We start from the raw sequence: 23,199 nt of genomic DNA, 5'->3' as shown, positions 1-23,199 counted from the left end.
CCCTGTCATTCCTCCGGCTGTAAAACAATGGCGATTCGCCGGTTTCTGGCCCGGCCTGCCGGGGTGTCGTTTTCCGCAACAGGTCGGTGCTCACCAAACGCAACCGCTGCGAGCTTATGAGGGTCGAGCCCCTGGGTTTCAAGATACCTCACTACCGTGAGCGCGCGCGCCGCGGACAACTCCCAGTTCGTCGGGTACTGCTTTGCGAGATTGCCCTTGATCGGAACATTGTCGGTGTGTCCCTCGACGCGGATCGCCTTGTCCGCTTCCGTCGTCAGTATATCGACCACGCGGCCCAGCACCTCCAGCCCCTCGGGCTTTATTTCCGCCTTCCCGGAGTCGAAGAGAATCTTGTCCACAACATCCACCGTCAGCTTCCCCTTGAGTTCGGTTATGGCAATCTGTCCCTGCTTGATCTCATTATCCATTTTTTCGAGCAGGTTCTCGTACGTCCCGCTTACCTTTTTTACTTCCTGTTCCTTGGTTTTTCTAAGCAGGGCAATGCTCTCGTTGAGCATCTGCTTGTCTCCGAGAAGCTCGGCGTTTTGTTCGCGCAGGCGCTCTATAGCAATGGTTGCCTCTTTTTTGAACCCCTCCGAACTGGTTTCGAGATTTTTTCTGTCAGCCGCAAGTTTTTCATGCTTGGCCTGCAAGCTTTTCTCTGCGGCAAGCAAAGATTTTTTTCCCTTGATTAAATTTTCCACTTCCAACTGGAGCTGCCTGTTTTTTGCTGTAACTGTGGCGATATCCCTTTTAAGGTCGTCGGCCTCAGCCTGTTTTTTGAGATATTCGCTTTTTCCGACACAGCCACTCATGATCAGAAGCGCCACAACTGCCAAAGAAAGCCTTTTTTCTATATGAAGCATATCGTTCCCCCGCTTATTTTATGCCAAGTATCATCGCCGGCGTAATTTCCTACCAGAATCACCGGAGTAAATTGATACCGTCATCACCGATCATTTAGGTCCACTCATTTCATTCTGAGCTTTCTAAAGACCATATCATTCTTCTCATTCCATTTCATTCTTTTAATTCCGGGCATATACAGCAGCCATCCAGAATGATGGCGGTGGAATTATGGAAGAGGTGTCATGTTGTCATTGCGGGGGGTATTTTATTCCCGATCCTCGGCAGAAGCATCCCCGGTATTGTGGAAAATTGGTTTGTCAGCGCGCTCGGAAGGCGGCGTGGCAAAGGGAGAAGATTCGCGGCGATCCGGATTACCTGGCCAACCAGAAGAGATGCTGGCAGGACTGGTACAGGGTTCATCCCGATTACTGGAAAGCATATCGGAAGAAACATCCTGATAAGGCAAGGCGCAATCAGGACCTCCAGAGAATGCGAAACATAAGGCGCCGCAGCCGGGGCCGGGGCGATCCGCCGGGGATGAAGGGGTCTATGATTGCAAAAATGGACGCGTCGGAACACCTCGGAACGCCAAGCAGAACAACATTCTCCGGGCAATTCTGGCTGGTACCGGTGATTGCAAAAATGGACGCGTTAAAAGTAAATATCTACGGGATACCGACAAGTTGTGAGTGATTGCAAAAAAGGACTCGATGGAAAAATGATTCCTTCCGGTGTAGCCTGACACAAAATCACGGTTACAAGGAGGGCAAGCCCATGCTGGCCAAAAGGATTCTCAATGCGGACAGGGTCAGGAAGATCACCGGCGGGTTCAGCTTTATCCCCCACCGCTTTCTGGCCGACGGTTTTTTGGCCTCTCTGGATCGGGAGGAGATCATCCTGTACCTGTTCTTGATTCTGGCCGGGGACAGATATGGTCTTTCCTGCTACAGTTATGACGCTATCTGTACCCTTTTGCAGATCAATCTCGATGAGTACATCGCCGCCCGGGACGGATTGATCGGGAAGGATTTGATCGGTTTCGACAGTCGCATCTTCCAGGTTTTGGCTCTTCCTCCCCGCCCGGTGACCAAACGGAAGCCGGCAGACGATGACGATGAAGACCCTGCCGCGGTGGCGCAGATCATCCGACAATCTCTTCGGTATGCGGATTACAGGAGGGCGTTGCCATGATCGACAGAAGAACTGTTTTTGATATTCACCGGCTCAAGGATGCAAGTTGCTCGGCAAGGCAGATCGCCCAGCGACTCAGGATCGGCAGAAAGACCGTAAAGAAGTATCTCGATCATCCCGAACGTACTGTTTCCGACAGGAAGCCCAAGGCGTCAAAGCTGGATGCCTATCGGGAAAAGATTGATTCGTTTCTGGAGGAGTTTCCTGCTGTCAAAGCCCCAGTGGTTCTCCAAAGGCTCAAAACCGAGGGATTCGACGGCAGGGTCACCATCGTCCGGTCTTACCTCCAGAAAAAGCGTGAGCAGGGCCGAAACCGGGAGGCCTTCATCCGCTTCGAATCAGCGCCGGGAAGGCAACTACAGATCGACTGGGGTCACTTTGGCGCCCTGACTTATGGAAAATCCGTCAGAAAGCTTTACGCCTTGGCTGTCATTGAATCGTACAGCCGCATGCTTTACGTAGAGTTCACCCACTCCCAGAAGCAGGAAGCCCTTCATCAGGGATTGCTCAACGCCTTCCACTTCTTTAACGGAACCCCGGAAGAAATCGTCGTCGATAATATGCTGACCGCCGTCACGGAGCGCTGCGGGAGCGTCATCCGTTTCAATGACGCCTTCCTGGATTTTTTGCGGATATACAAAATCGTTCCTCGCGCCTGTCATATCCGCTCTCCTCAGGAAAAGGGAAAAATCGAAAAAAGCATCGATTACCTCCGCCAGAACTTCTGGCCCCTGCGTTCCTTCAGCGATCTGATGGACGTCCAGGGACAGGTCAATCAGTGGCGGGACGGCGTCTGCAATGTGAGAGTCCATCAAACCACCGGGGACAGACCCATCGACCGTTTCGCCGGGGTCAGTCTGAGACCGCTGCCGCCGTTATTGCCCGACTGCCGGGAAAGCGCCACTCTCCTGGTGCATCAGGATTTTGCTGTCCGCTTTGACGACAACAGCTACACGGCGCCCCCTGGACGATCGGCAGACACTTGACTCTCAAAGCGGACCAAACAACGGTGACGCTTTACCACCGGGAAAAACAGGTTGCCGTCCATCATCGGTCATGGGAACGGAAAAAAAGAATCGAGCTAACCTCACATCAGGAACAGGTCAAAAAGCTCCACCAACGATTATGGCAGGACAGGGATATCGCCCTTTTGTCATCCCTGGGGCAAGAAGCCGTCGATTATCTTGCCGCACTGGTCAATGCCAGACAACTGATCAAGAAGAGCGTCCTCAAACTCCTGCAACTCAAAGAGCAATACGGCGCCGTTTCACTCCTTTGCGCCATCAGGAAAGCCATGCTCCATAAAGCTTATGGAGCCGATTACATCGAAAACATCCTCCGCCAGGGAAAAACGCCGCCGAAACAACATCCGCCCGTCAAGCTCAAAAATGAAGACTTGAACAATATCAGACTGCCGGAACCTTCATTGGCCGATTACGATGCCTACATCCTTAAAAGGAGGAAAGAAGAATGACATCCAATGAGTCCTCCCTCGAATCCGTAAAGGAAAAGCTCAAAACACTGCGGCTCAGATCCTGTGCGGACAACATCCCGCAAATCCTGGAGAGAGCTGAAAAACAGAACATCTCAATCCTGCAAACCATCGAACGGCTTCTCGATCTGGAGCTGGAACACAGGCGGCAAAACCGGATCAACATTAAGTACAAGCAATCAAAACTCTTTGAAAAACCGACCATCGATCAGTTCGACTTTAACTTCCACATATCGAGAACCAAACAGAAAGCCCGGATATTACACCTACTGGATCTGGGCTTCATCCCGCAGAAAAAAGACATCATCTTCATCGGACATACCGGTACGGGCAAAAGCTTCCTGGCAAAGTGCATCGCCTATGCCGCCACCCAGGCCGGGGTCGGCGCCCTGTTTACCACAGGCATGGATATGATCAATCACCTCGTCGCCGCCGAGGCAGACCGCTCTCTACTGAAAAAGCTTCATCTATATCAGGCGCCGGATGTGTTGGTCATCGACGAGGTAGGGTATCTTCCCTTAGGCAGCGAAGGCTCCAATCTCTTCTTCCAAGTCATCAGCACCAGACACGAAAAAAAATCGACGGTCATAACTACGAACCTTCCGTTCGCTGATTGGGGAAAAATCTTCGACAGTACCACCGTGGCCACGGCCATCGCCGATCGGCTTGTCAACAACTCGGAAGTCATCATCTTGGAGGGGCCAAGCTATCGAACGAAACCAAAAGCAAAAAAAGCAGATGATTGAAAAGTAAATACCTTGGCTTGATCTGTTCACCGCAAAACAGGACAAGAATAGAAAAGGCGCTTCATAAAATAGGCGCTTAGGCACCGGAGTGCATCCCACTCAATCAGTGGCCTCTTTTTATCCGGTGATTTTGGCCTCCTTTTTGGCCGGTGATAATATGCCAAGTTCTATTACTTCGCTTCGAAGCGAAACTATTTTCAACCAATAATCGAAGTAATTGAAAGTAATTGGGGTCAGAGTCATATTTCTCCAGAGTGAAAGTAATTGGGGTCAGAGTCATATTTCTCCAGAGAGAAATATGACTCTGACCCCAATTACCCCGACTCTGACCCCAATTACCTGGATGGCAAATTGCCTGTTTATTAATCGCTGACATTATGGTAAAAAAATAAAAAAAGTGTGCTGCGATCGGAAAGGAGTCTTCATGAGGGTGCGTGTATCGGCTGTATTTGAAAGGGGCGGCGAGATTCTCTGCATGAAATACAAGTACGGAGGCAAGGATGTTTTTGCACTGCCGGGCGGAGGCGTAGATCAGGACGCTCCGCTGAAGACAACGCTGATTAAAGAGTGGAAGGAAGAACTGGGCATCAAGGTGGATATCGGGGGGGTCATAATGGTAGGCGAGGCGCCTGCAACAAAGCGGCATCCCCAGACCCTGCATATCATTTTTGAGGCCTTTGAGATTTACGGCACTCCTAAAGTGAGGCCGGACAATACCAGTTCCCTCGGCATCGCCTGGGTTGCCGTCGAAAAAATCAACCAGTGCGCGATTTACCCTGATGTGGGGAAAAAACTCTATGATTTTGTGATGAAAGAACCGAAAACCTCTCTGGAATTCATCGATAACTGCATGGAGCGTGGCTTCTGGTAAGATTATGAAATCACTTGATAAAGAGGTAAAGACTGTAAAACTGATGATCGGCCTTTACTGTCGCGGCCGGCATGGGGCAAAAGAGCCGTGTGAGAGCTGCCGGGAGCTTGCCGGCTATGCAGAGGCGCGGATCAGGGGTTGTCGTTACAAAGAAAAGAAACCCGCCTGCAGTCAATGCCCGATCCATTGCTACAAGAAGGAGATGCGGGGGCGGATCACCGAGGTGATGCGTTTTGCGGGGCCAAGAATGACCTGGCGTCACCCCGTTCTGGCTTTTCAACACCTAACAGGCAGGAAGGGCAGTTACGAGCGGTAATGTTCCAGAGACTTTTCCAAGAGATCGGATTGCAACGATCAATTGGCATCAGTCAGCATAGCCGTCTGGATTCATTGATTGCCAGCGCCAGGAGTCGCTGCACATTCGCTCGAGGTCGAATTGCGCCTCCCAGCCGAGCAATGATTTTGCCAGTGACGGATCGGCGTAGCACTGGGCGACGTCGCCCGGACGCCGCGCCACTATTTCATACGGCACCTTGCGGCCGGAGGACTTTTCAAAGGCCCTTACCATCTCCAGCACGGAGCAACCCTTGCCGGTTCCCAGATTGACTGTCAGCAGCCGCGGTTGAGTTGTCAGCGCCTCCAGCGCCTTCAGATGCCCCCGGGCCAGATCAACAACATGAATATAGTCCCGCACGCCGGTTCCGTCCGGTGTGTCATAATCGCCGCCAAAGATGTGCAACTTGGCCCGTTTGCCGACTGCCACCTGAGATATATACGGCATCAGATTGTTGGGAATCCCGTGCGGGTCTTCGCCGATCAGACCGCTTGTGTGCGCGCCGACCGGATTGAAATAACGCAGCCGCGCAATCCGCCAGGCATTATCCGCAGTGAACAGATCCCCGAGCATCTCCTCGATCATCAGCTTGGTGCGCCCGTAAGGATTGGTCGCCGCAAGCGGAAAATCTTCTCTGATCGGAGTCGTATGCGGATCGCCATATACCGTTGCCGATGAACTGAAAACGATGGTTTTGCACCCGAACTCCTGCATCGTTTCCAATAGACAAATTGTGCCGGCCAGATTGTTGTTGTAATAAAGGAGGGGTTCCGCTACCGATTCTCCCACCGCTTTCAGCCCGGCAAAATGAATCACCGCCTCCGGCTGATAATTGTCGAAAACACCCGCCAGATCTGCATGCGACCGAATATCGCCCTTGACAAAGGGGACGATTTTCCCGGTAATGGTTTCGAGCCGCTGCAATGACGCCGAATGGGCGTTGCTCAAATTGTCGAACACCACCAGATCAAAGCCCGCCGCGATCAACTCGATACAGGTATGTGAACCAATGTATCCCGCCCCGCCGGTTACCAGAATCATTTTTGAATTTCCTTAATGAGTGTTCATCCCCGCAGCACCAATGCGGCCCTGTATAAACGATTACAAGCCTTCTGTAAAGCTGGATTTCATTTACGGCAGTTGATAAAAGATTTCATAATTTTCGGTCTGTCGTTAATCCGATCGTTTGTTTGGAGTTGACAGCGACGGGCATTCATGGTGTATAGGGCGCGCTTTCGGGCCAAGGTGCCTGCGGCAAACAAACAAGAAAAGGAGAAACTAACCATGACAGAACAGCTTTTGGGGGCAACTATAAAAACGAACAAGGGGGATATCCAAATTAAATTCTTTCCTGTCGAGGCGCCGCTTACGGTCCTCAATTTCATCAACCTTGCGGCACGGGGTTTTTATGACGGACTTGCGTTCCATCGGGTCATTCCCGATTTCATGATTCAGGGTGGTTGCCCGCTGGGAACGGGCACCGGCGGTCCCGGCTACCGTTTTCCGGACGAGTTTTCACCAAGTCTCAAACATGGCAAACCGGGCATCCTCTCAATGGCCAATGCCGGTCCTGGCACCAACGGCAGCCAGTTTTTCATCACCCATGTTCCGACCCCTTGGCTGAATAACAAACACACCATCTTTGGCGAGGTTGCCGGAGCGGATGATCAAAACGTTGTAAACAGCATAGGCGTCGGCGACAAAATAGTATCGATTTCGATCTCCGGCGACTACTCCGGATTGGCCGAAACCAACAAGCAGCAGCTCGAGGGCTGGAACTCTATCCTGGACGCAAAGAAAAAATAAGGGGCTGTGCTGTCTCCCCGTTTTTTGTCATACACAGCGTCTTAATTTATTGCGCATGGTTGGCGCGATACGTTGTGTGACAATAGTGAACATGAGCAATATTTTATGTCGTCCTGTATAGATTGTTCACTGCGTCCTCCTTATTTACGTCCGGGCCCTATCGCTGCTTTTGGCTGCTTTTCATTCCGCGGACGATTCGTTTTGGAGGAGGCTTTTTTCTTTTTGAGCAGCCAGTGAGGTTTGCGCTTGGCGAGAAGATCGGCGAGCCCCTGTTGAAATTCCTCGCCGGCGCAGGCTTTGGCAAAACGTAAGGCACTGTCTTCCCACAGTCCGGGGGTAATCGGGGCCCCGGCCGTTGACCGCAGCCAATCCTTGAGGCAAGCTTGGGCGTTGGGGGCGCCCTGAATGATTTTACCGATCAACTCGTTGATCCGGGCGTCGAGTTCCTCCGCAGGGGTGATGTCGGTCAAGAGCCCGGTGCGGTAGGCCTCGGCGGCGGCAAAAAGTTCGCCTGAGAGGAGCCAGTGGCGCGTCTGCCGCTCTCCCACCGCTTTGCACAAATAGGGGACAATAGTGGTTGGAAGCAGGCCGAAACGCAGATCAGAAAGCCCAAACTCCGCATTATAGTCGCTAACCGCCATATCGCAGGCGGCAACAAGCGCTGCCCCGCCATTGACTGCAAAACCAGTAACGCGGGCGATCGTCGGCTTGGAAAGGTTGTAGATGGTCTGCAGCAGTTTTGCCAGGCCCATCGCGTCAAGGCGATTTTTTTCCAAACAGTTTTCGGTGAGCCCCTGCAGAATTTCCCTGTCCGCGCCGGCACAGAAGCACGCGCCCGCTCCGGCGAGAACGACGATGCGAACCTCCTGATCGGCATCCAGCAACAAAAAGGCTTCTTCAAGCTCCGTGATCATTATTGCGTTGAGCGCATTTTGTCTCTCCGGACGGTTCATCCAGATTACCCCCACACCCTGTCTTATTTCCACCAGCAATGTTTTGTAAGTCATAATCACCTCTATGGTTGTTTCGCAGCGTCAACAGTTTTACCAAGCATCCCACTGCAAAGGTTTAATCCGATGGCGATCCGCAATTGGCGTGGTGCGGGATGGGCCTGAACCTGACTCTTCCAGCATTCGTTGTTGCCCGCCTTTTCAATATCCACATTGATCGCGTCTTGGCGGTCGAAGTAATAGGCCAGGGCGGAATTGTACCTGGACGGGGTCAGATGCCGAAGGCTGCCCGGTATCTCGGCGATGTTCATGCCGAGCTGGCAATACCCGGCAATACAGTTTACGGTGATCCCGGGCCCCGCGATCACCGGCCGTCCTCCGGCGATACCCGGTTCCGAGATGATGTAAGGGCAATCAGTTTCCAGGCTGTCAGCGGCATAGGGCGCCTTCTCTCTTCTAACACCGTTCCCTTCTCTGTGCCCGAATATCTCAAGGAAACGGTTTGGTTTCGCCCTCAAAATAGATGAGATCGGCGCATCTGTCAATTTGAATGTCATCTACAGAAATAATTCATGGTTTGTCAAGAGCAGTCGAGTAGATCAGTTTATTCCAATGCTGCAGGTCGATGTTTGTGTCCTCCTCACGGTTGTTCCTGTTGCGGCGAGCCCGAGGGCCCGCTCACGGCGAGGGCGCGTTTGAGTTCCGCCAGGCTGCGAAGCGGCTGCTGACAGCTGAAGCCTTCGCACAGATAAACCCTGGGCCCGCCGTCGGCTTGCAGACTTTCCAAATGGGGCGCCAGGCGCATCAGACGTTGCTCAGCAACCGGGTCCCCGTTCAGCCAATGGACACTTTTACGCGGGCAGTAAACCGATTGAATGAGCCGGAGCATTGCTCCGGTATCGGGAGCGGCGGCACGGCCCACGACTACCAGTTCCAGAGTCGGTCCCAGCGAGAAATCCACGGCCTGGAGAAATTGCGTGTAGGCCATGGGGTAGCCCCGTACCAGTTCGGCAAAGGAGTTGATTCCTTGTTCGGCCAGTTCCTCCCAGCGGGTGTTGCCGGTCAAGCGGCTCAACCGCAGCAGGTTTTCGATGGCCACGGAATTGCCTGAGGGAAGGGCGCCGTCGTGGATTTCCTTATCGCGCACGATGAGCGCTTCGCCGTCGCTGCCACTGAAGTAAAAACCGCCGGTCTCCGGATCGTGGAACAAAGCGATCATCTGCTGCTGAAGGTCGATGGCCTGTTCCAGGCGGAGCGGATCGAATTCGGCCTGGTAGAGTTCCAGCAACCCCCAGATCAGAAAAGCGTAATCGTCGAGGAATCCCGGGTGCGCCGCTTCCCCGTCGCGCCAGCGCCGATACAAACGTCGGCCGTCCGGGCGCAGCCGCTCCAGCACGAAGTCAGCGGCGCGGTTCGCGGCTTGCAGATAAGGGGTGTCCCCCAGGGCCTGGTAGCCCTTGGCCAGGGCGGCGATCATGAGGCCGTTCCAGGATGCCAGCACCTTGTCATCGAGCAACGGCCGAACCCGTTTTCGGCGCTCCGCGAAGAGGCGCTTGCGGGCCGTTTCCAGCCGTTCTTCAAGGACCGGAAGTTCGGTCCGACTTAGCTCCGAAAACACCTCCCTGGACTTGGTGATGTGCGGAATGCTGAAGCCGTCTTCGAAGTTCCCAAGTGTGGAAACATCGTAAAAACGGCAGGTCAGATCGCCCAGTTCCTCTCCCAGCACGGTCCGAACCTGATCCGGTTGCCATAGGTAGAATAGCCCTTCGCGGCCTTCGCTGTCGGCGTCTTCGGCGCAGGTGAAGGCCCCTTGCGGATGGCCGAGGTCGCGCTCCACGTATTCGAAAATTTCCCGCACCACCGCCGCGTAAAACGGCTTGCCCGTTACCTGATAGGCTTCCACGTAAGCCATCGCCAGCATTGCCTGATCGTACAGCATCTTTTCGAAATGCGGCGTCAGCCACTGCTGGTCCACCGAATAGCGGTGGAACCCGAAGCCAATCTGATCGAAGATGCCGCCGTGGCGCATGGCGACGAGGCTCTTTTCCACCATCTCCAGGGCTGCCGGGCTGCCGGTCCGCTGATGCCGGCGAAGAAGGAAAGTGAGCTGATGCGGTGTGGGGAATTTGGGTGCCGTTCCGAACCCGCCCCAGGTGGCATCGAACACGCTTTTGAGCTGACCGAGGGCTTCTGCCAGCACCGTCTGATCGAGCCCGGACGAAGACCGGGAGGTGTCTGCCAAGAACGGTTGGAGCGCGGCGATAACCGTGGCGCTGTTGTCCAGTACCTTCCGCCGCTGGTTTTTCCAAAGGCCGGAGATCTGTTCCAGAATGCTGATGAATCCCGTCATCCCCAGCCTGTTTTCCTTGGGAAAGTAAGTGCCGGCGAAAAAAGGTCGGCGCTCGGGGGTCATGAACACCGACAGAGGCCAGCCGCCGCGTCCGGTCATGGCCTGGCACACGGTCATGTAAATCTGGTCCAGGTCCGGACGTTCCTCCCGGTCCACCTTGATGGCCACGAAATCGCGGTTGAGGCGATCCGCGACTTCGTGGTCCTCAAACGATTCGTGCGCCATTACATGGCACCAGTGGCAGGTGGCGTAACCGACCGACAGGAAAACCGGCTTGTCTTCCGCCGCGGCCCTGGCAAAAGCTTCATCCGACCAGGGAAACCAGTCCACCGGATTGGCGGCGTGCTGCAGGAGATAAGGGCTTTTTTCCTTTTCCAGTCGATTGGCCATGCTCCACCGTTTCTATTGGTATCGGGGCGTTATTGATGGCTACCGCGAACTTGCCTTGCAGGCGCCGCCGTAACCCGGATCAGCGTGGCGCGGTGGCGCCATTTCCCGCTTCCGGAGCGCGCTGCTGAAATCGATTCGCTTGCCGCACTTCCTGCACTTGTGCTTTTATGAATTCGCCCGAAAAGATTTCCATCTTCGTCTGGCATTCGGGACATTTGCAAACGAAGGATCGGAGATTCTTATTGAATTGCTTGAAAAGACATTGCTTTTCGGCGAGGCGGAGTATAGGGGGGCAGTTTTGGCTTGTCAAGACATATTTTACTATTTGTCAGTGATTCGTGATTTGTGTTGATGACTCCGACTGGATGCACCGCGGCATTGGTTAAAAACCTCGATCCGGCCTATAGGGAGAAGCCCTTTTTTTAAGAATATCAACGGTCGGTGGTTGACAAAATTAGGGAGAGGTATTCAGTCAGCGATGAAATTAAAATGCTTAGGATTGGTCTGTCGGAAGAATCGAAGGCTTACAATGACTATGTTGAGGAATGTCGCCAATGGGGAAGAGATGAAAAAAGGAAGCTGATGACGATTTAGCTGTCTGCAAACTGTCTGCATTTCGCGTTTATTTAAGGTGTTTTAAGGAGGTTGAAAAAAAGCCCATCGACGGGAAACCCGCGATGAGCTTGATTTTCTTGGTGGGTCGTGCGGGAATTGAACCCGCGACCAACGGATTAAAAGTCCGCTGCTCTACCAGCTGAGCTAACGACCCCCTGAACTTCAGATGGTGGGCTTTAACAGGAACGGCGTTTTCTTGTCAAGCATTATATGAATTTTTCCATCCCCCCGTTTAAGCGCAGAAGGGGTCGTAAAGGGAGATCGTTTCATTGCGGTCGGGGCCTACGGAAACAAGAGCCATCGGCACGCCGGTTATCTCTTCCAGCCGTTCGATATAGCGTCTCGTATTTTTGGGAAGGTCTTCCATTTTTTTTGCCTTCCGGAGGTCTTCCGTCCAGCCGTCCAACTCTTCATAAACAGGCTGGCAGGAGGCAAGAACCCGCAAATTGGCGGGGACGGATTCGGTGAACTCCGCAGTTGCCGATCTATATCCAGTGCAGACCTTTATTTTCTCAATTCCGGTCAGGACGTCGAGTTTTGTCAGGGCGATGCCGGTAATCCCCGAAAGGCGGATTGAGTGGCGAACCAGAACCGTATCGAGCCAGCCGCAACGGCGCTTCCTGCCGGTTGTCGCGCCGAATTCCTGGCCGACCCGCTGCAGTCTTTCCCCAACCGCATCTTTCAACTCGGTGGGAAAAGGTCCTTCTCCCACCCTTGTTGTGTAAGCCTTGCATATTCCAATAACATTCTGGATGGCCGCTGGCCCTACTCCCGTACCGCAGGCGGCATTGCCGGAAATGGTGTTGGAAGATGTTACATAGGGGAAGGTGCCGTGGTCGATATCAAGATGAGAGCCCTGCGCGCCTTCGAAGAGGATTTTGCTCCCCTTGTTCATCTCCTTTTGCAAAATGAGCGAGCAATCGGCCACGAGCGGTCTGATTTTTTCGCTGTAGGAGCGGTACTCCGCGAATATTGCCTCACCGTCGAGCGGTTCTTCGCCGAAGAGTTTGGTCAGATAGAAGTTTTTTTCTTCGATGTTGCGAGTCAGTTTTTCTCTGAAAATCTCTTCATCGAGAAGATCGCAGATGCGGATGCCGACCCTTGAGATTTTGTCCTCATAGCAAGGCCCGATGCCGCGGCCGGTAGTGCCGATTTTCTTGCCGACGCCGTGGGATTCACGGGCTACATCAATCCTGCGGTGGTAAGGCATGATGACATGCGCCTTTTCGCTGACATAAAGCCGGACATCAGCCGGCAGGAGGCCCTGTTCCCGTAGTCCGTCCAGTTCTTTGATCAGCACCCCCGGATCGATGACGACACCGTTTCCGATCATGCAGATCTTGCCGGCGTGGAGTATCCCCGAGGGGATGAGATGCATGATGATTTGCCTGCCTCCGATAACGAGGGTATGGCCGGCGTTGTTGCCGCCCTGAAATCTCGCGACGACGTCGGCCTTTTCGGAATAAATATCGACAACCTTTCCCTTCCCCTCATCGCCCCACTGGGCGCCAACGATGACTGTATTCGCCATTCTTATGCTCCAATCTGATTAATCATTACATCTCCAGCTCGTTTACGGACAAAATGTTGGGCAGATTTCGCAGCTTATCAACAACGTCCGGAGAGACCACACTGTCTGTTCCGAGTATTACCATTGCTTGCCCATCGATCTTTTCCCTGCTCAGGTTGAGGTGGGAAATATTTACGCCATTTTGGCTGAGGATAGTGCCGATGTTGCCGATTACCCCAGGTTTATCGGTGTTATGAACTACAAACAGCCGGCCTTCCGGAATAACTTCGACGGTAAATTGGTTAATACGGACGATGCGCTGTTCACGCCTTCCGAAAATGGCGCCGGCTGCGAACGCTTCTTCTTTTGCCGTATTTACGGTAACGGAGATCATGCTGGTATAGTCTTTTACCTCGTTGCTTTTGGACTCGACAACGCGTATTCCCCGTTCCTTGGCGATCAAGGGGGCGTTAATAAAATTAACGCTTTCGTTCAAAATGGGAGTGAGAAGTCCCTTGAGCAGGGAGATTGTGATCGGGGCCACGTTGTAGTTCAAAATCTCACCGCTATACTCGATTTTGACTTCCTCAATCGCCCCGGATACGATCTGCGCCTCAAACCTCCCGAGTTTTTCCGCCAGGGTTAGGTAGGGTTGAATGACTGCCAGAATCTCAGCGGTTACGGCCGGAAAATTTACCGCGCCGTTGATCTCGCCTGTTGTAAGATAGGCAACGATCTGTGTGGCTATGGCAACTGCAACGTTGACCTGCGCCTCATTGGTTGAAGCTCCCAGGTGGGGGGTGCAGATCAAGTTCTCCAGGGAGAGGAGTTCCATATTTTTTGTCGGTTCCTCTTCAAAAACGTCAAGGGCGGCGCCGGCAATGCGCCCGGAAGCAAGCGCGTCCTGGAGATCCTTTTCGTCAATAATTCCTCCGCGGGCGCAGTTGATGACGCATGCTTCCTTCTTCATCTTCGCGAAGGCTTCGGCATTGATCACCCCGCGGGTTTCCTTGGTCATGGGGGTGTGAACGGAGATGAAATCAGCAGTTCGGAATATTTCATCCAGGGACGCAAGAGTGATCCCCATCTTTTCCGCGGCTTCCGGAGAGATAAACGGGTCGTAGGCAAGCACCTTCATTTTGAGCCCCTGGGCGCGGTCGGCAACGATGCCGCCCACACGACCAATTCCGATTATTCCGAGGGTCTTGTTGAGGAGCTCCCGGCCGGTGAATTTGCTCTTTTCCCATTTGCCGGCCTTCATGGAGGCCGTTGCCTGGGGAATCTTTCTGTTGAGGGCGAGCATCATTGCGATTGCATGTTCGCCGGTTGTAACGGAGTTGCCGCCGGGGGTGTTCATTACGACGATTCCCCTTTTGCTGGCCGCGGGGATATCAACATTGTCAAGCCCGATGCCAGCCCGGCCGATGACCTTCAGGCGGCCCGCGAGTTCCATAACCTCAGCGGTGACCTTGGTTGCGCTGCGGATGATCAGCGCATCGTAATTGCCGATTACGGCATTCAATTCCTCCGCCGTCATTTTCGAGTGAAAATCTACTTCTATCTCTTCGGTATTTCTTAATATCTCCAAAGCTTCCGGCGACAGATTATCACTGATTAGAACCTTGCTCATCGCTCTTCCCTCCCTTTTTAAATTATTATGATGCCGGGGTCGGTTTCAACCCTGCCCCGGCATAGCGCCCAATTATAACCCCGCGGTTTTTTCCCGGTAAACCTTTTCGAGTTCGGACAGTGCTAAGCGCAGGTCTTCAGGTTCGATTGTGGGGCCGCACCAGAGACGGAAGCCCGGGGGGGCGTCCTTGTAGGAGTTCATGTCGTAGGCGGCTTTTCTCTTCGCCATCTCCGACGATATCTCTTTGAGGAATTTGGCCTGCTCTGCCAAGGGAAGGGCCTGCACTTGCGGGCTCACAACAGAAAGGCAAACAGATGTGGTAGAACGCGTCTCGGGCACTTCGGCCAGAAAGGCAATCCAGTCGTTGGCTGCAACCCATTTTTCTACGACCTGGAAATTTTCCCTGCTCCTTTTGATCAACCCGGCCAGGCCGATTTTTCCGGCCCATTTCAGGGCGTCGAGGTAATCTTCTACGCACAGAAGCGACGGGGTGTTAATCGTGCTGGCCTCGAAGATCGTCTGGCTTATTTTTCCACCTTTTTTCATCCGGAATATTTTGGGAAGCGGCCAGGGAGGATCATAAGATTCAAGGCGTTCAACAGCGCGGGGGCTTAGCGCCAGCATGCCATGCGCAGCTTCGCCGCCCAGACATTTCTGCCAGGAAAAGGTCAGGACATCCACCTTGTCCCATTGTATCGGCATCGCGAAGGCGGCACTTGTCGCATCACAGAAGGAAAGTCCCTTGCGGTCGGACGGTATCCAGTCCCAATTCGGAATTTTGACGCCGCTAGTGGTGCCGTTGGCGACAAAGATTACATCATTCTCCCAGTTGACGGTGGCAAGAGCGGGGATTTTCCCGTAGTCCGCCCGGATTACCGTCGGGTTCAGTTTTAACTGTTTGGCGACGTCGGTCGCCCAGCCCTCGGAAAAACTCTCCCAGACCAGGACGGTTACCGCCCGTTTTCCCAGCAGGCTCCACATGGCGGCCTCAAAAGCCCCGGTGTCCGATGCCGGCATTATTCCCAGAAGATAATGATCAGGGATTTCAAGGATTTTTCGTGTCTCGTTGATGGCGTCTTGAAGTTTTCCCATGCCCAGCGTGGAGCGGTGGGAACGGCCCACTGCCGCGTCCTTCAGTGCGTCGAGGTTCCATCCCGGCCTCTTGCTGCAGGGGCCGGACCCGAAATTAGGATTTGTCATACGATGCTCCTTTCATGAAAAGAAAGAATAGAGATTTGTAAAAAAATGAATTGTGCATCACCATCAATGATGTTTTTAAGCATTTTCTGCTTTTTATACATATATCTTCTTCGATTTAGTATGCGCAATCCTCCAGTTACAGGTAAACTACATAATCAGCGTTGGGTGAATATCAGGATTATAGTAATTATTCAAGTGGATATTGGTTGACGCCGGACAATCGAAAGGGTATTGGTTTAAAATATTTACGGCACGCAGGAGGGCATTCGTGAAAAAAGAGATTACCGTTAATAAAAAAATCAAGACCGTGTTTTTCTGCAGCAACTGCGGACAACAGGCTCCCAAATGGCTGGGTCGCTGTCCCACCTGCGGCGAGTGGAACACCTTTGTCGAGGAGGAGCTGCAAAGCGATCCCGCTTGCAAAACTTCTGAATTCCGCCTGAACGGCGTTCCCCAATCCATTGAGGCGATTGAAGCGAATGATGGGGAGCGTTTGCTGACGGGAATCGCCGAATTGGACCGGGTTTTGGGAGGCGGCATTGTCGGCGGCTCGGCGGTTCTGATTGGCGGTGATCCGGGAATTGGAAAATCTACGCTCCTTTTGCAGGTTCTGGAGAAGCTGGCAGAAAAAGGGCTGCCGGTTCTCTACGTCTCCGGCGAGGAATCGGCCCGCCAGATAAAGCTCCGGGGGAAACGTCTGGGGGCAGCGGCCAAGGATCTTCTGATCCTGGTTGAGGTAGAATTGGAGAGCATTCTGGCCCGTCTGTCTGAGGTAAAACCGGCAGTGGCCGTCATCGATTCGATACAAACCATCTATTCGACAGCTTTTTCTTCTGCGCCGGGAAGTGTCGGGCAGGTGCGCGAGGCTGCCGGTAAACTGATTCTCTTCGCCAAAAAAACAGGCATCCCGATTTTTCTTGTCGGTCATGTAACGAAGGACGGTTCAATTGCCGGTCCCAAAATTCTCGAACACATGGTTGATACGGTGCTCTATTTTGAAGGCGATTCCGGTCACGCCTATCGCATTGTCCGGTGCATAAAAAATCGCTTCGGGCCCACCCATGAAATCGGGGTGTTTGAGATGCGGGACACTGGTCTGGCCGAGGTTGCCAACCCATCGGCCTTTTTTCTCGCCGAACGTCCCGAAGGGGTGGCGGGATCGATTGTCGTCCCGAGTATGGAGGGAAGTCGGCCGATTTTGGTTGAGGTGCAGTCGCTGGTCAGTGCGACCAGCTTTGGAATGCCGAGAAGAACGGCGATTGGCGTTGATCATAACCGGGTTTCGCTGCTTACGGCGGTGATGGACAAGATCTGCGGGATTCATGTTGCCAACAGCGACATCTTTCTCAATGTGGCTGGCGGAGTAAAAATTGACGAGACAGCGACTGATTTGGGGATTGTCGCGGCGATTGCCTCCAGTTTTCTCAACAGGCCCATTGCGGCAGACACCGTTGTTTTTGGAGAGGTTGGCCTGACCGGGGAAATTCGCGGGGTTTCGCAGACCGAATTTCGGATAAAAGAGGCCGCCCGCATGGGATTTAAGCGATGTATTTTTCCGGGAAACAGACAACCCGAGGTGATGTCGTCAGATAAATCGAGGCTTGGCATTGAACTCATCCCGATCCATTCGCTGGGCGAGCTGGTAGAGGGTATTTTCTGACTGGGAGCGAAAATTTTTTTTGTTCGCGACTTGACACAGCTGAATCGATGCATATCATATCGCCGATTACTGGGTTAATCAAAAATCATAAGCTTAAAATTAATAAAGATGAAAGGAGAGGATAGACAGTGAAAATCAGACCATTGCAGGACAGATTGATCGTCAAACGCGTTGACGAGGAAGAGAAAAGCAAGGGGGGGATCATAATTCCCGATACCGCCAAAGAGAAGCCTATGGAGGGCTTGGTAGTTGCGGTAGGCAAAGGCAAGAAAACCGATGAAGGCAAATTGATCCCGATGGATGTCAAAGAGGGCAACAGGGTTCTGTTCGGGAAGTACTCCGGCACCGAGGTCAAAATTGACGGCCAGGAGCTTTTAATCATGCGCGAGGATGATATCCTCGGTATCCTTGAAAAATAATTAATGAAATATTAGGGAGGAAAGATAGATGGGAGCTAAGATTATTCAGTATGATGAGGAGGCGAGGAAGTCGATCCTCAATGGGGTTAACGCCCTTGCCGATGCAGTAAAGGTAACGTTGGGCCCCAAGGGACGGAACGTCATAATAGACAGAAGCTACGGCGCCCCGAATATTACAAAGGACGGCGTAACGGTTGCCAAAGAGATCGAGCTTGAAGACAAGTTCGAAAACATGGGCGCCCAGATGGTTAAGGAAGTTGCCAGCAAGACGAGCGACGTTGCCGGCGATGGCACAACCACGGCGACCATTCTGGCTCAGGCGATCTTCCGCGAAGGCGCGAAGAGTGTGGCGGCCGGAAGCAACCCGATGGATTTGAAGCGCGGTATTGACAAGGCAGTGGAAGTGGTCGTTGCCGAACTCCGCAAACTGAGCAAGCCGACGAAAGATGCCAAAGAGATTGCCCAGGTCGGGACAATTTCGGCCAATAACGACGAGACGATCGGTTCGATCATCGCCGAGGCGATGGAGAAGGTCGGCAAGGAAGGCGTCATTACCGTAGAAGAGGCAAAGGGTCTGGAAACGGAGCTTGATATCGTCGAGGGAATGCAGTTTGACCGCGGTTACCTTTCCCCCTATTTCGTGACAAATCCCGAGAAGATGCAGGTGGAGCTGGAAGATTGCCTCATCCTGATCAATGAGAAAAAGATCAGCAACATGAAGGATCTGCTGCCGATCCTGGAGCAGATTGCCAAGATGGGCCGTCCGCTTCTGATCATCGCCGAGGATATCGAAGGCGAGGCTCTGGCGACCCTGGTTGTGAACAAGATCCGTGGGACCCTCCATGTGGCGGCAGTCAAGGCGCCCGGTTTTGGCGACCGCCGCAAGGCCATGCTTGAAGATATCGCCATTCTGACCGGCGGCAAGCTGATTTCCGAAGAAATGGGTTACAAACTGGAAAATACGACGGTTGAAGATCTGGGCCGTGCCAAGCGCATCTCCATCGACAAGGACAACACGACGATCATTGACGGCGCCGGCGACCGCGCTTCTCTTGAGGGCCGCGTGAAGCAGATTCGCGCGCAGGTTGAAGAGACCACCTCCGATTATGATCGCGAGAAGCTCCAGGAGAGACTGGCCAAATTGGTAGGCGGCGTGGCGGTAATCAAGGTTGGCGCGGCGACCGAGACTGAGATGAAGGAGAAGAAGGCCCGTGTTGAGGATGCCCTGAACGCGACCCGCGCTGCCGTGGAAGAAGGCATTGTCCCCGGAGGCGGTGTGGCTTATCTGCGCGCACTTCCCCTGCTCGAAAAGTTGGCGCTCGAAGGCGACGTAGCTGTCGGCGTCAAGATTGTGAAAAAGGCGCTAGAAGAGCCCCTCAAGATGATTGCGAACAATGCCGGCCTCGAGGGGAGTATTGTTGTCGAGAAGGTAAAGGAAAACAAGGGCGCCTATGGGTACAACGCCAGAACCGACAAGTACGAAGACATGATCAAGGCCGGGGTTATCGACCCGACCAAGGTCACCCGCTTCGCCCTGCAGAATGCGGCGAGCGTTGCCTCAATGATGCTGACCACCCAGTGCATGATTGCGGAAAAGCCTGAGGAAAAAGGCGCTGGAATGCCGGCCATGCCTCCCGGCGGCGGATACGGCGGCGGTATGGGAATGTAATTCTTCCCCAGTCTGAAAATGTAAAATCAAAAGGGCCCCTGTCTATGATAGGGGCCCTTTTTTATCTTGACACCAAAAATACTTTAAGGTAATACCGCCCGCATACAATTTCTCAAGGGTGTCCAATGTTTATCTTTATCAAACAGGAGGGATGTTATGAAGAAGTTTTATTTTCGGACGATTCTGGCGGGATTTTTAAGCGTTGTGTTGATGGGTTTCCTTGTTTCAGACAATGTTTTTGCGGCCGACACCATCAAGCTTGGCGTAGCCGGCGCCCACAGCGGCGATCTGGCCTCTTATGGACTGCCCACGGTAAAGGCGGCAGAGTTTGTAGTTAAGGAGATAAATGCCAAAGGGGGTCTCCTCGGTAAGCAGGTTGAACTAGTCGTCGAAGATGACGTCTGCAAGCCGGAAGTGGCCACGAATACCGCGACAAAACTGGTTTCACAAGACGTCAGGTTTGTCATCGGGCATATCTGCAGCGGCGCAACCAAGTCGGCGCTCGGCATTTACAAGGATGCAAAGGTGCTCGTCATTTCGCCTTCGGCAACGAATCCGGAATTGACGCAAAGCGGCGCTTACCCGAATTTCTATCGGACCATCGCCTCTGATGACGCCCAGGCCCGTTTGGAGGTGGAATTTGCGATCAGCAAATTAAAGGTAAAGAAAATAGCGGTGCTGCACGACAAGGGCGATTATGGAAAGGGGCTTGCTGAATTCGCGAAGAAATTCGTTGATGAGTCTAAAAAGGCTTCCGTTGTTCTTTTTGAGGGAGTTACTCCCGGCGCGGTTGACTACTCGGCCGTAGTTCAGAAAATCAAACAGTCCGGCGCCGAAGCGGTTATTTTTGGAGGATACCATCCGGAAGCCTCTTCCATAGTTGCCCAGATGCGCAAGAAGAAGATGAAAACCTTCTTTATTTCGGATGACGGGGTAAAGGATGCCACCTTCATAAAGGTTGCCGGCAAATACGCCGAGGGTGTTTATGCCACCGGTCCGAAAGATACCTCGAAAAATCCAATGGCCGTTGCCGCGAATGAACTCCACAAAAAAACACACGGTGCCGATGCGGGTGCCTTCTATTTGAATGGGTACGCTGCAACGCAGGCTATTCTTAACGCAATCCAGAAGGCCGGTTCAACTGATTACGATGCCGTAAGCAAGGCCCTTAAGACTCAATTTGTCGAGACGCCCCTGGGAAAAATCAAGTTCGACAAAAGGGGAGATGCGATCGGCGTAGGGTTCTCTATCTATCAGGTCCAAAAAGGAAACTATGTCGAGCTTAAATAACTTGCGATGAAGTCACTTGCTCAGGGTGGGCGTCAGGCCCTCCCATGAGTTTATTTTCTTTGAAATAAAGGGTTGTGGAAATTATGATTTAAGATGGACTACTTTCTTGAACTCCTGCTGGGAGGATTGACAAGGGGCAGTATTTACGCCCTGATCGCCCTCGGCTATACAATGGTTTACGGCATAATAGAATTGATAAATTTCGCCCACGGCGAGATTTACATGATTGGTGCCTTCACAGCGCTTATTGTTGCATCAATACTGACGATGGCAGGAATGACCGGGCTTTCGGTTTTGATACTTGCCTCGGTTGTCGCGGTAATATACTCTGCCGCCTATGGATTTACCGTTGAGAAGATAGCATACAAGCCGCTTCGTCAGGCGCCGCGGCTTTCCCCGTTGATCAGCGCGATCGGCATGTCGATCTTTTTACAGAATTATGTACTTATCGCGCAGACCTCGGATTTTCTGCCGTTTCCCAGCCTTATCCCGGAGTTGCCTTTTTTGGAGCCTTACTCGCATATCATCGGGCCTGCTGAACTTTTCATTGTAGTCACAACCGCGGTTGTGACGATCATCCTGACCATCCTCATAAAATTTACAAAAGTCGGAAAGGCCATGCGGGCAACGGCTCAGGATCGAAACATGGCCATGCTTACCGGTGTGAATGTAAACAGGGTTATTTCTAATACCTTTATTGTCGGCTCAGCGCTGGCCGCGATCGGCGGGGTGCTGATTGCCTCCCATATCGGCCGGATTAATTTCTACATAGGGTTCATCGCCGGGATAAAGGCCTTTACGGCGGCTGTTCTGGGAGGCATAGGAAGCATCCCCGGGGCTGTTCTGGGGGGACTTGTTCTTGGCTGGACCGAGAGTTTTGCCACCGGCTATGTATCGAGCGATTATGAGGATGTATTCGCCTTTTTGCTGCTCGTGCTTATTTTGATATTCAGACCTGCTGGGCTGCTGGGCCGCTCGCCCATTCAAAAGGTATGAAAGGAAATCGCAATAGCCGATGAAAGCCGTTTCTGAACTCAAAAAATCACTGGTTGTTTCCCTGTGGTTCATGTTCCTGACATTTCCGATCATGGTGATCAGGGTAAACACGATCGAGAAGATAGTTGAATGGCGCTGGCGCAACATGGCTTTTATCGGCATCGGCAGCTTCTTTTTTTCTTTTGTCTGGCGATACTTTTTAGAACGCAAGCAAAAACAGGCAGAATCGCAAAAAGGTTCCCGATCATGGGGCCAGTTGATCCTCGAAGAACCAAAGTATTACAAACCGGCTCTCGGGATAATCGCTTTGTTCGCCCTTGTTTTTCCGTACATCTTTTCCAGCTATCAGACAAATATCATGATAACCGCCCTGATGTACGTAATGCTGGGGCTGGGGTTGAATATCGTGGTCGGCCTGGCGGGACTTCTCGATCTCGGGTACGTGGCCTTTTACGCGGTGGGAGCCTACAGCTATGCCCTGATCAACTACCATTTCGGGTTGGGCTTCTGGGCGGTTCTTCCCGTTGGGGCTCTGCTTGCCGCCTCCTTTGGGATCCTTCTGGGCTTTCCCGTGTTGAGACTGCGAGGGGATTATCTTGCCATCGTCACGCTCGGCTTTGGTGAGATCATTCGTCTTATTCTGGAAAACTGGAACGAATTTTCGTTTGGTCCCAGCGGCATTGCCCACATTCCGCGTCCCGGCTTTTTCGGAGTGAACTTGACCCTGAATGAGTCAATTATTTATCTGTACTATCTGATGATCCTGTTTTGCCTGTTGACGATTTTCATAATCAACAGATTGCAGGACTCCCGGATTGGTCGCGCCTGGATCGCCCTTCGGGAAGACGAAGTCGCCTGTCAGGCAATGGGCATTGACAAGACAAAGACAAAGTTGACGGCATTCGCGCTCGGCGCGACCTGGGCAGGGATGGTGGGGGTGATTTTCGCCGCCAAGACCACGTTTGTCAACCCGGCGAGTTTCACCTTTCTTGAATCCGCGATGATACTGTCAATCGTTGTTCTGGGCGGAATGGGTTCCATTGTGGGGGTTTTTATTGCCGCCATGATCCTGATTCTGAGCCCGGAATATCTGCGGGCCTTCAGCAATTACCGGATGCTTTTGTTCGGCGCCGTGATGGTTCTGATGATGGTCTTCAGACCTCAGGGCATCGTGCCCAACGTGCGCCGTACATACAAATTCCGGACGCCGGAAAAAACAAATAGATGATTA

General features: G+C 52.8%; 22 protein-coding genes and 1 tRNA gene. 14 read left to right on the top strand and 9 right to left on the bottom strand.

Annotated elements, in window-relative coordinates; all coding sequences use genetic code 11:
- Positions 1 to 5: 5 nt before the first annotated feature.
- Positions 6 to 866, bottom strand: a complete 861-nt coding sequence (locus tag K0B01_05050) for an OmpA family protein (GenBank protein ID MBW6485503.1) — start codon at positions 864 to 866, stop codon at positions 6 to 8.
- A gap of 211 nt (positions 867 to 1,077) precedes the next feature.
- Between K0B01_05050 and K0B01_05045 the strand changes: the two genes are divergently transcribed.
- The 7 genes from K0B01_05045 to K0B01_05015 all read left to right on the top strand — a co-directional run bounded on the left by K0B01_05045 (position 1,078) and on the right by K0B01_05015 (position 5,465).
- On the top strand, positions 1,078 to 1,542 hold the full coding sequence (locus K0B01_05045) for a hypothetical protein (GenBank protein MBW6485502.1): 465 nt from the start codon (positions 1,078 to 1,080) through the stop codon (positions 1,540 to 1,542).
- A gap of 81 nt (positions 1,543 to 1,623) precedes the next feature.
- Positions 1,624 to 2,040: a hypothetical protein gene (locus tag K0B01_05040; protein MBW6485501.1), complete on the top strand. Its 417-nt coding sequence runs from the start codon at positions 1,624 to 1,626 to the stop codon at positions 2,038 to 2,040.
- The gene (gene istA / locus K0B01_05035) at positions 2,037 to 3,026 is read left to right on the top strand and encodes an IS21 family transposase (GenBank protein MBW6485500.1); all 990 of its coding nucleotides are present in this window, start codon (positions 2,037 to 2,039) and stop codon (positions 3,024 to 3,026) included. The genes K0B01_05040 and istA overlap by 4 nt, the downstream gene beginning before the upstream one ends.
- On the top strand, positions 3,023 to 3,514 hold the full coding sequence (locus K0B01_05030) for a hypothetical protein (protein ID MBW6485499.1): 492 nt from the start codon (positions 3,023 to 3,025) through the stop codon (positions 3,512 to 3,514). Before istA ends, K0B01_05030 begins: the two co-directional genes overlap by 4 nt.
- Positions 3,511 to 4,278 carry an IS21-like element helper ATPase IstB gene (gene istB / locus K0B01_05025; GenBank protein ID MBW6485498.1) on the top strand — a complete coding sequence of 256 codons (768 nt, stop codon included), beginning with the start codon at positions 3,511 to 3,513 and terminating at the stop codon, positions 4,276 to 4,278. The genes K0B01_05030 and istB overlap by 4 nt, the downstream gene beginning before the upstream one ends.
- 424 nt (positions 4,279 to 4,702) lie before the next feature.
- The gene (locus K0B01_05020) at positions 4,703 to 5,149 is read left to right on the top strand and encodes an NUDIX hydrolase (GenBank protein ID MBW6485497.1); all 447 of its coding nucleotides are present in this window, start codon (positions 4,703 to 4,705) and stop codon (positions 5,147 to 5,149) included.
- 4 nt (positions 5,150 to 5,153) lie between these two features.
- A complete protein-coding gene (locus tag K0B01_05015; protein ID MBW6485496.1) occupies positions 5,154 to 5,465 on the top strand; it encodes a nitrous oxide-stimulated promoter family protein in 312 nt (103 codons plus the stop codon).
- 48 nt (positions 5,466 to 5,513) lie between these two features.
- On the opposite strand, the gene galE is transcribed toward K0B01_05015, so the two are convergent.
- The gene (gene galE / locus K0B01_05010; protein MBW6485495.1) at positions 5,514 to 6,524 is read right to left on the bottom strand and encodes a UDP-glucose 4-epimerase GalE; all 1,011 of its coding nucleotides are present in this window, start codon (positions 6,522 to 6,524) and stop codon (positions 5,514 to 5,516) included.
- A 243-nt stretch (positions 6,525 to 6,767) separates the two neighbouring features.
- Here galE and K0B01_05005 point away from each other — a divergent pair, with 243 nt between their 5' ends.
- On the top strand, positions 6,768 to 7,289 hold the full coding sequence (locus K0B01_05005) for a peptidylprolyl isomerase (GenBank protein MBW6485494.1): 522 nt from the start codon (positions 6,768 to 6,770) through the stop codon (positions 7,287 to 7,289).
- Positions 7,290 to 7,429: 140 nt separating this feature from the next.
- Here K0B01_05005 and K0B01_05000 read toward each other — a convergent pair whose 3' ends face one another.
- The 7 genes from K0B01_05000 to K0B01_04970 all read right to left on the bottom strand — a co-directional run bounded on the left by K0B01_05000 (position 7,430) and on the right by K0B01_04970 (position 15,934).
- Positions 7,430 to 8,296 (bottom strand): enoyl-CoA hydratase/isomerase family protein, encoded by an 867-nt coding sequence (locus K0B01_05000; protein MBW6485493.1) that lies wholly within the window; start codon positions 8,294 to 8,296, stop codon positions 7,430 to 7,432.
- Between the two features lie 8 nt (positions 8,297 to 8,304).
- Positions 8,305 to 8,796 (bottom strand): DUF433 domain-containing protein, encoded by a 492-nt coding sequence (locus K0B01_04995; GenBank protein ID MBW6485492.1) that lies wholly within the window; start codon positions 8,794 to 8,796, stop codon positions 8,305 to 8,307.
- 83 nt (positions 8,797 to 8,879) lie between these two features.
- On the bottom strand, positions 8,880 to 10,979 hold the full coding sequence (locus tag K0B01_04990; GenBank protein MBW6485491.1) for a thioredoxin domain-containing protein: 2,100 nt from the start codon (positions 10,977 to 10,979) through the stop codon (positions 8,880 to 8,882).
- Between the two features lie 693 nt (positions 10,980 to 11,672).
- Positions 11,673 to 11,748: transfer RNA gene (locus K0B01_04985), tRNA-Lys, on the bottom strand.
- A gap of 78 nt (positions 11,749 to 11,826) precedes the next feature.
- Positions 11,827 to 13,131, bottom strand: coding sequence for an adenylosuccinate synthase (locus K0B01_04980; protein MBW6485490.1), 1,305 nt, complete (start codon positions 13,129 to 13,131; stop codon positions 11,827 to 11,829).
- Between the two features lie 19 nt (positions 13,132 to 13,150).
- Positions 13,151 to 14,734 carry a phosphoglycerate dehydrogenase gene (gene serA / locus K0B01_04975; protein MBW6485489.1) on the bottom strand — a complete coding sequence of 528 codons (1,584 nt, stop codon included), beginning with the start codon at positions 14,732 to 14,734 and terminating at the stop codon, positions 13,151 to 13,153.
- 72 nt (positions 14,735 to 14,806) lie between these two features.
- A complete protein-coding gene (locus tag K0B01_04970) occupies positions 14,807 to 15,934 on the bottom strand; it encodes a phosphoserine transaminase (protein MBW6485488.1) in 1,128 nt (375 codons plus the stop codon).
- Between the two features lie 199 nt (positions 15,935 to 16,133).
- On the opposite strand from K0B01_04970, the gene radA reads away from it, so the two are divergent.
- From radA to K0B01_04940, 6 genes are all read left to right on the top strand, one after another.
- Positions 16,134 to 17,594, top strand: a complete 1,461-nt coding sequence (gene radA / locus K0B01_04965) for a DNA repair protein RadA (GenBank protein ID MBW6485487.1) — start codon at positions 16,134 to 16,136, stop codon at positions 17,592 to 17,594.
- 128 nt (positions 17,595 to 17,722) lie between these two features.
- Positions 17,723 to 18,013: a co-chaperone GroES gene (gene groES / locus K0B01_04960; GenBank protein ID MBW6485486.1), complete on the top strand. Its 291-nt coding sequence runs from the start codon at positions 17,723 to 17,725 to the stop codon at positions 18,011 to 18,013.
- 28 nt (positions 18,014 to 18,041) lie between these two features.
- A complete protein-coding gene (gene groL, locus K0B01_04955; GenBank protein ID MBW6485485.1) occupies positions 18,042 to 19,682 on the top strand; it encodes a chaperonin GroEL in 1,641 nt (546 codons plus the stop codon).
- Positions 19,683 to 19,838: 156 nt separating this feature from the next.
- Positions 19,839 to 20,972: a branched-chain amino acid ABC transporter substrate-binding protein gene (locus K0B01_04950; protein MBW6485484.1), complete on the top strand. Its 1,134-nt coding sequence runs from the start codon at positions 19,839 to 19,841 to the stop codon at positions 20,970 to 20,972.
- A 93-nt stretch (positions 20,973 to 21,065) separates the two neighbouring features.
- Positions 21,066 to 21,968, top strand: a complete 903-nt coding sequence (locus tag K0B01_04945) for a branched-chain amino acid ABC transporter permease LivH (GenBank protein ID MBW6485483.1) — start codon at positions 21,066 to 21,068, stop codon at positions 21,966 to 21,968.
- Positions 21,969 to 21,987: 19 nt separating this feature from the next.
- Positions 21,988 to 23,196, top strand: a complete 1,209-nt coding sequence (locus tag K0B01_04940; protein MBW6485482.1) for a branched-chain amino acid ABC transporter permease — start codon at positions 21,988 to 21,990, stop codon at positions 23,194 to 23,196.
- Positions 23,197 to 23,199 lie beyond the last annotated feature (3 nt).

It is taken from the genome of Syntrophobacterales bacterium (assembly GCA_019429105.1).
Taxonomy (GTDB): Bacteria; Desulfobacterota; Syntrophia; order Syntrophales; family UBA5619; genus DYTH01.
The sequence above is the reverse complement of the archived record's forward strand: the minus strand, read 5'-3'. Positions and strand labels throughout refer to the sequence as shown.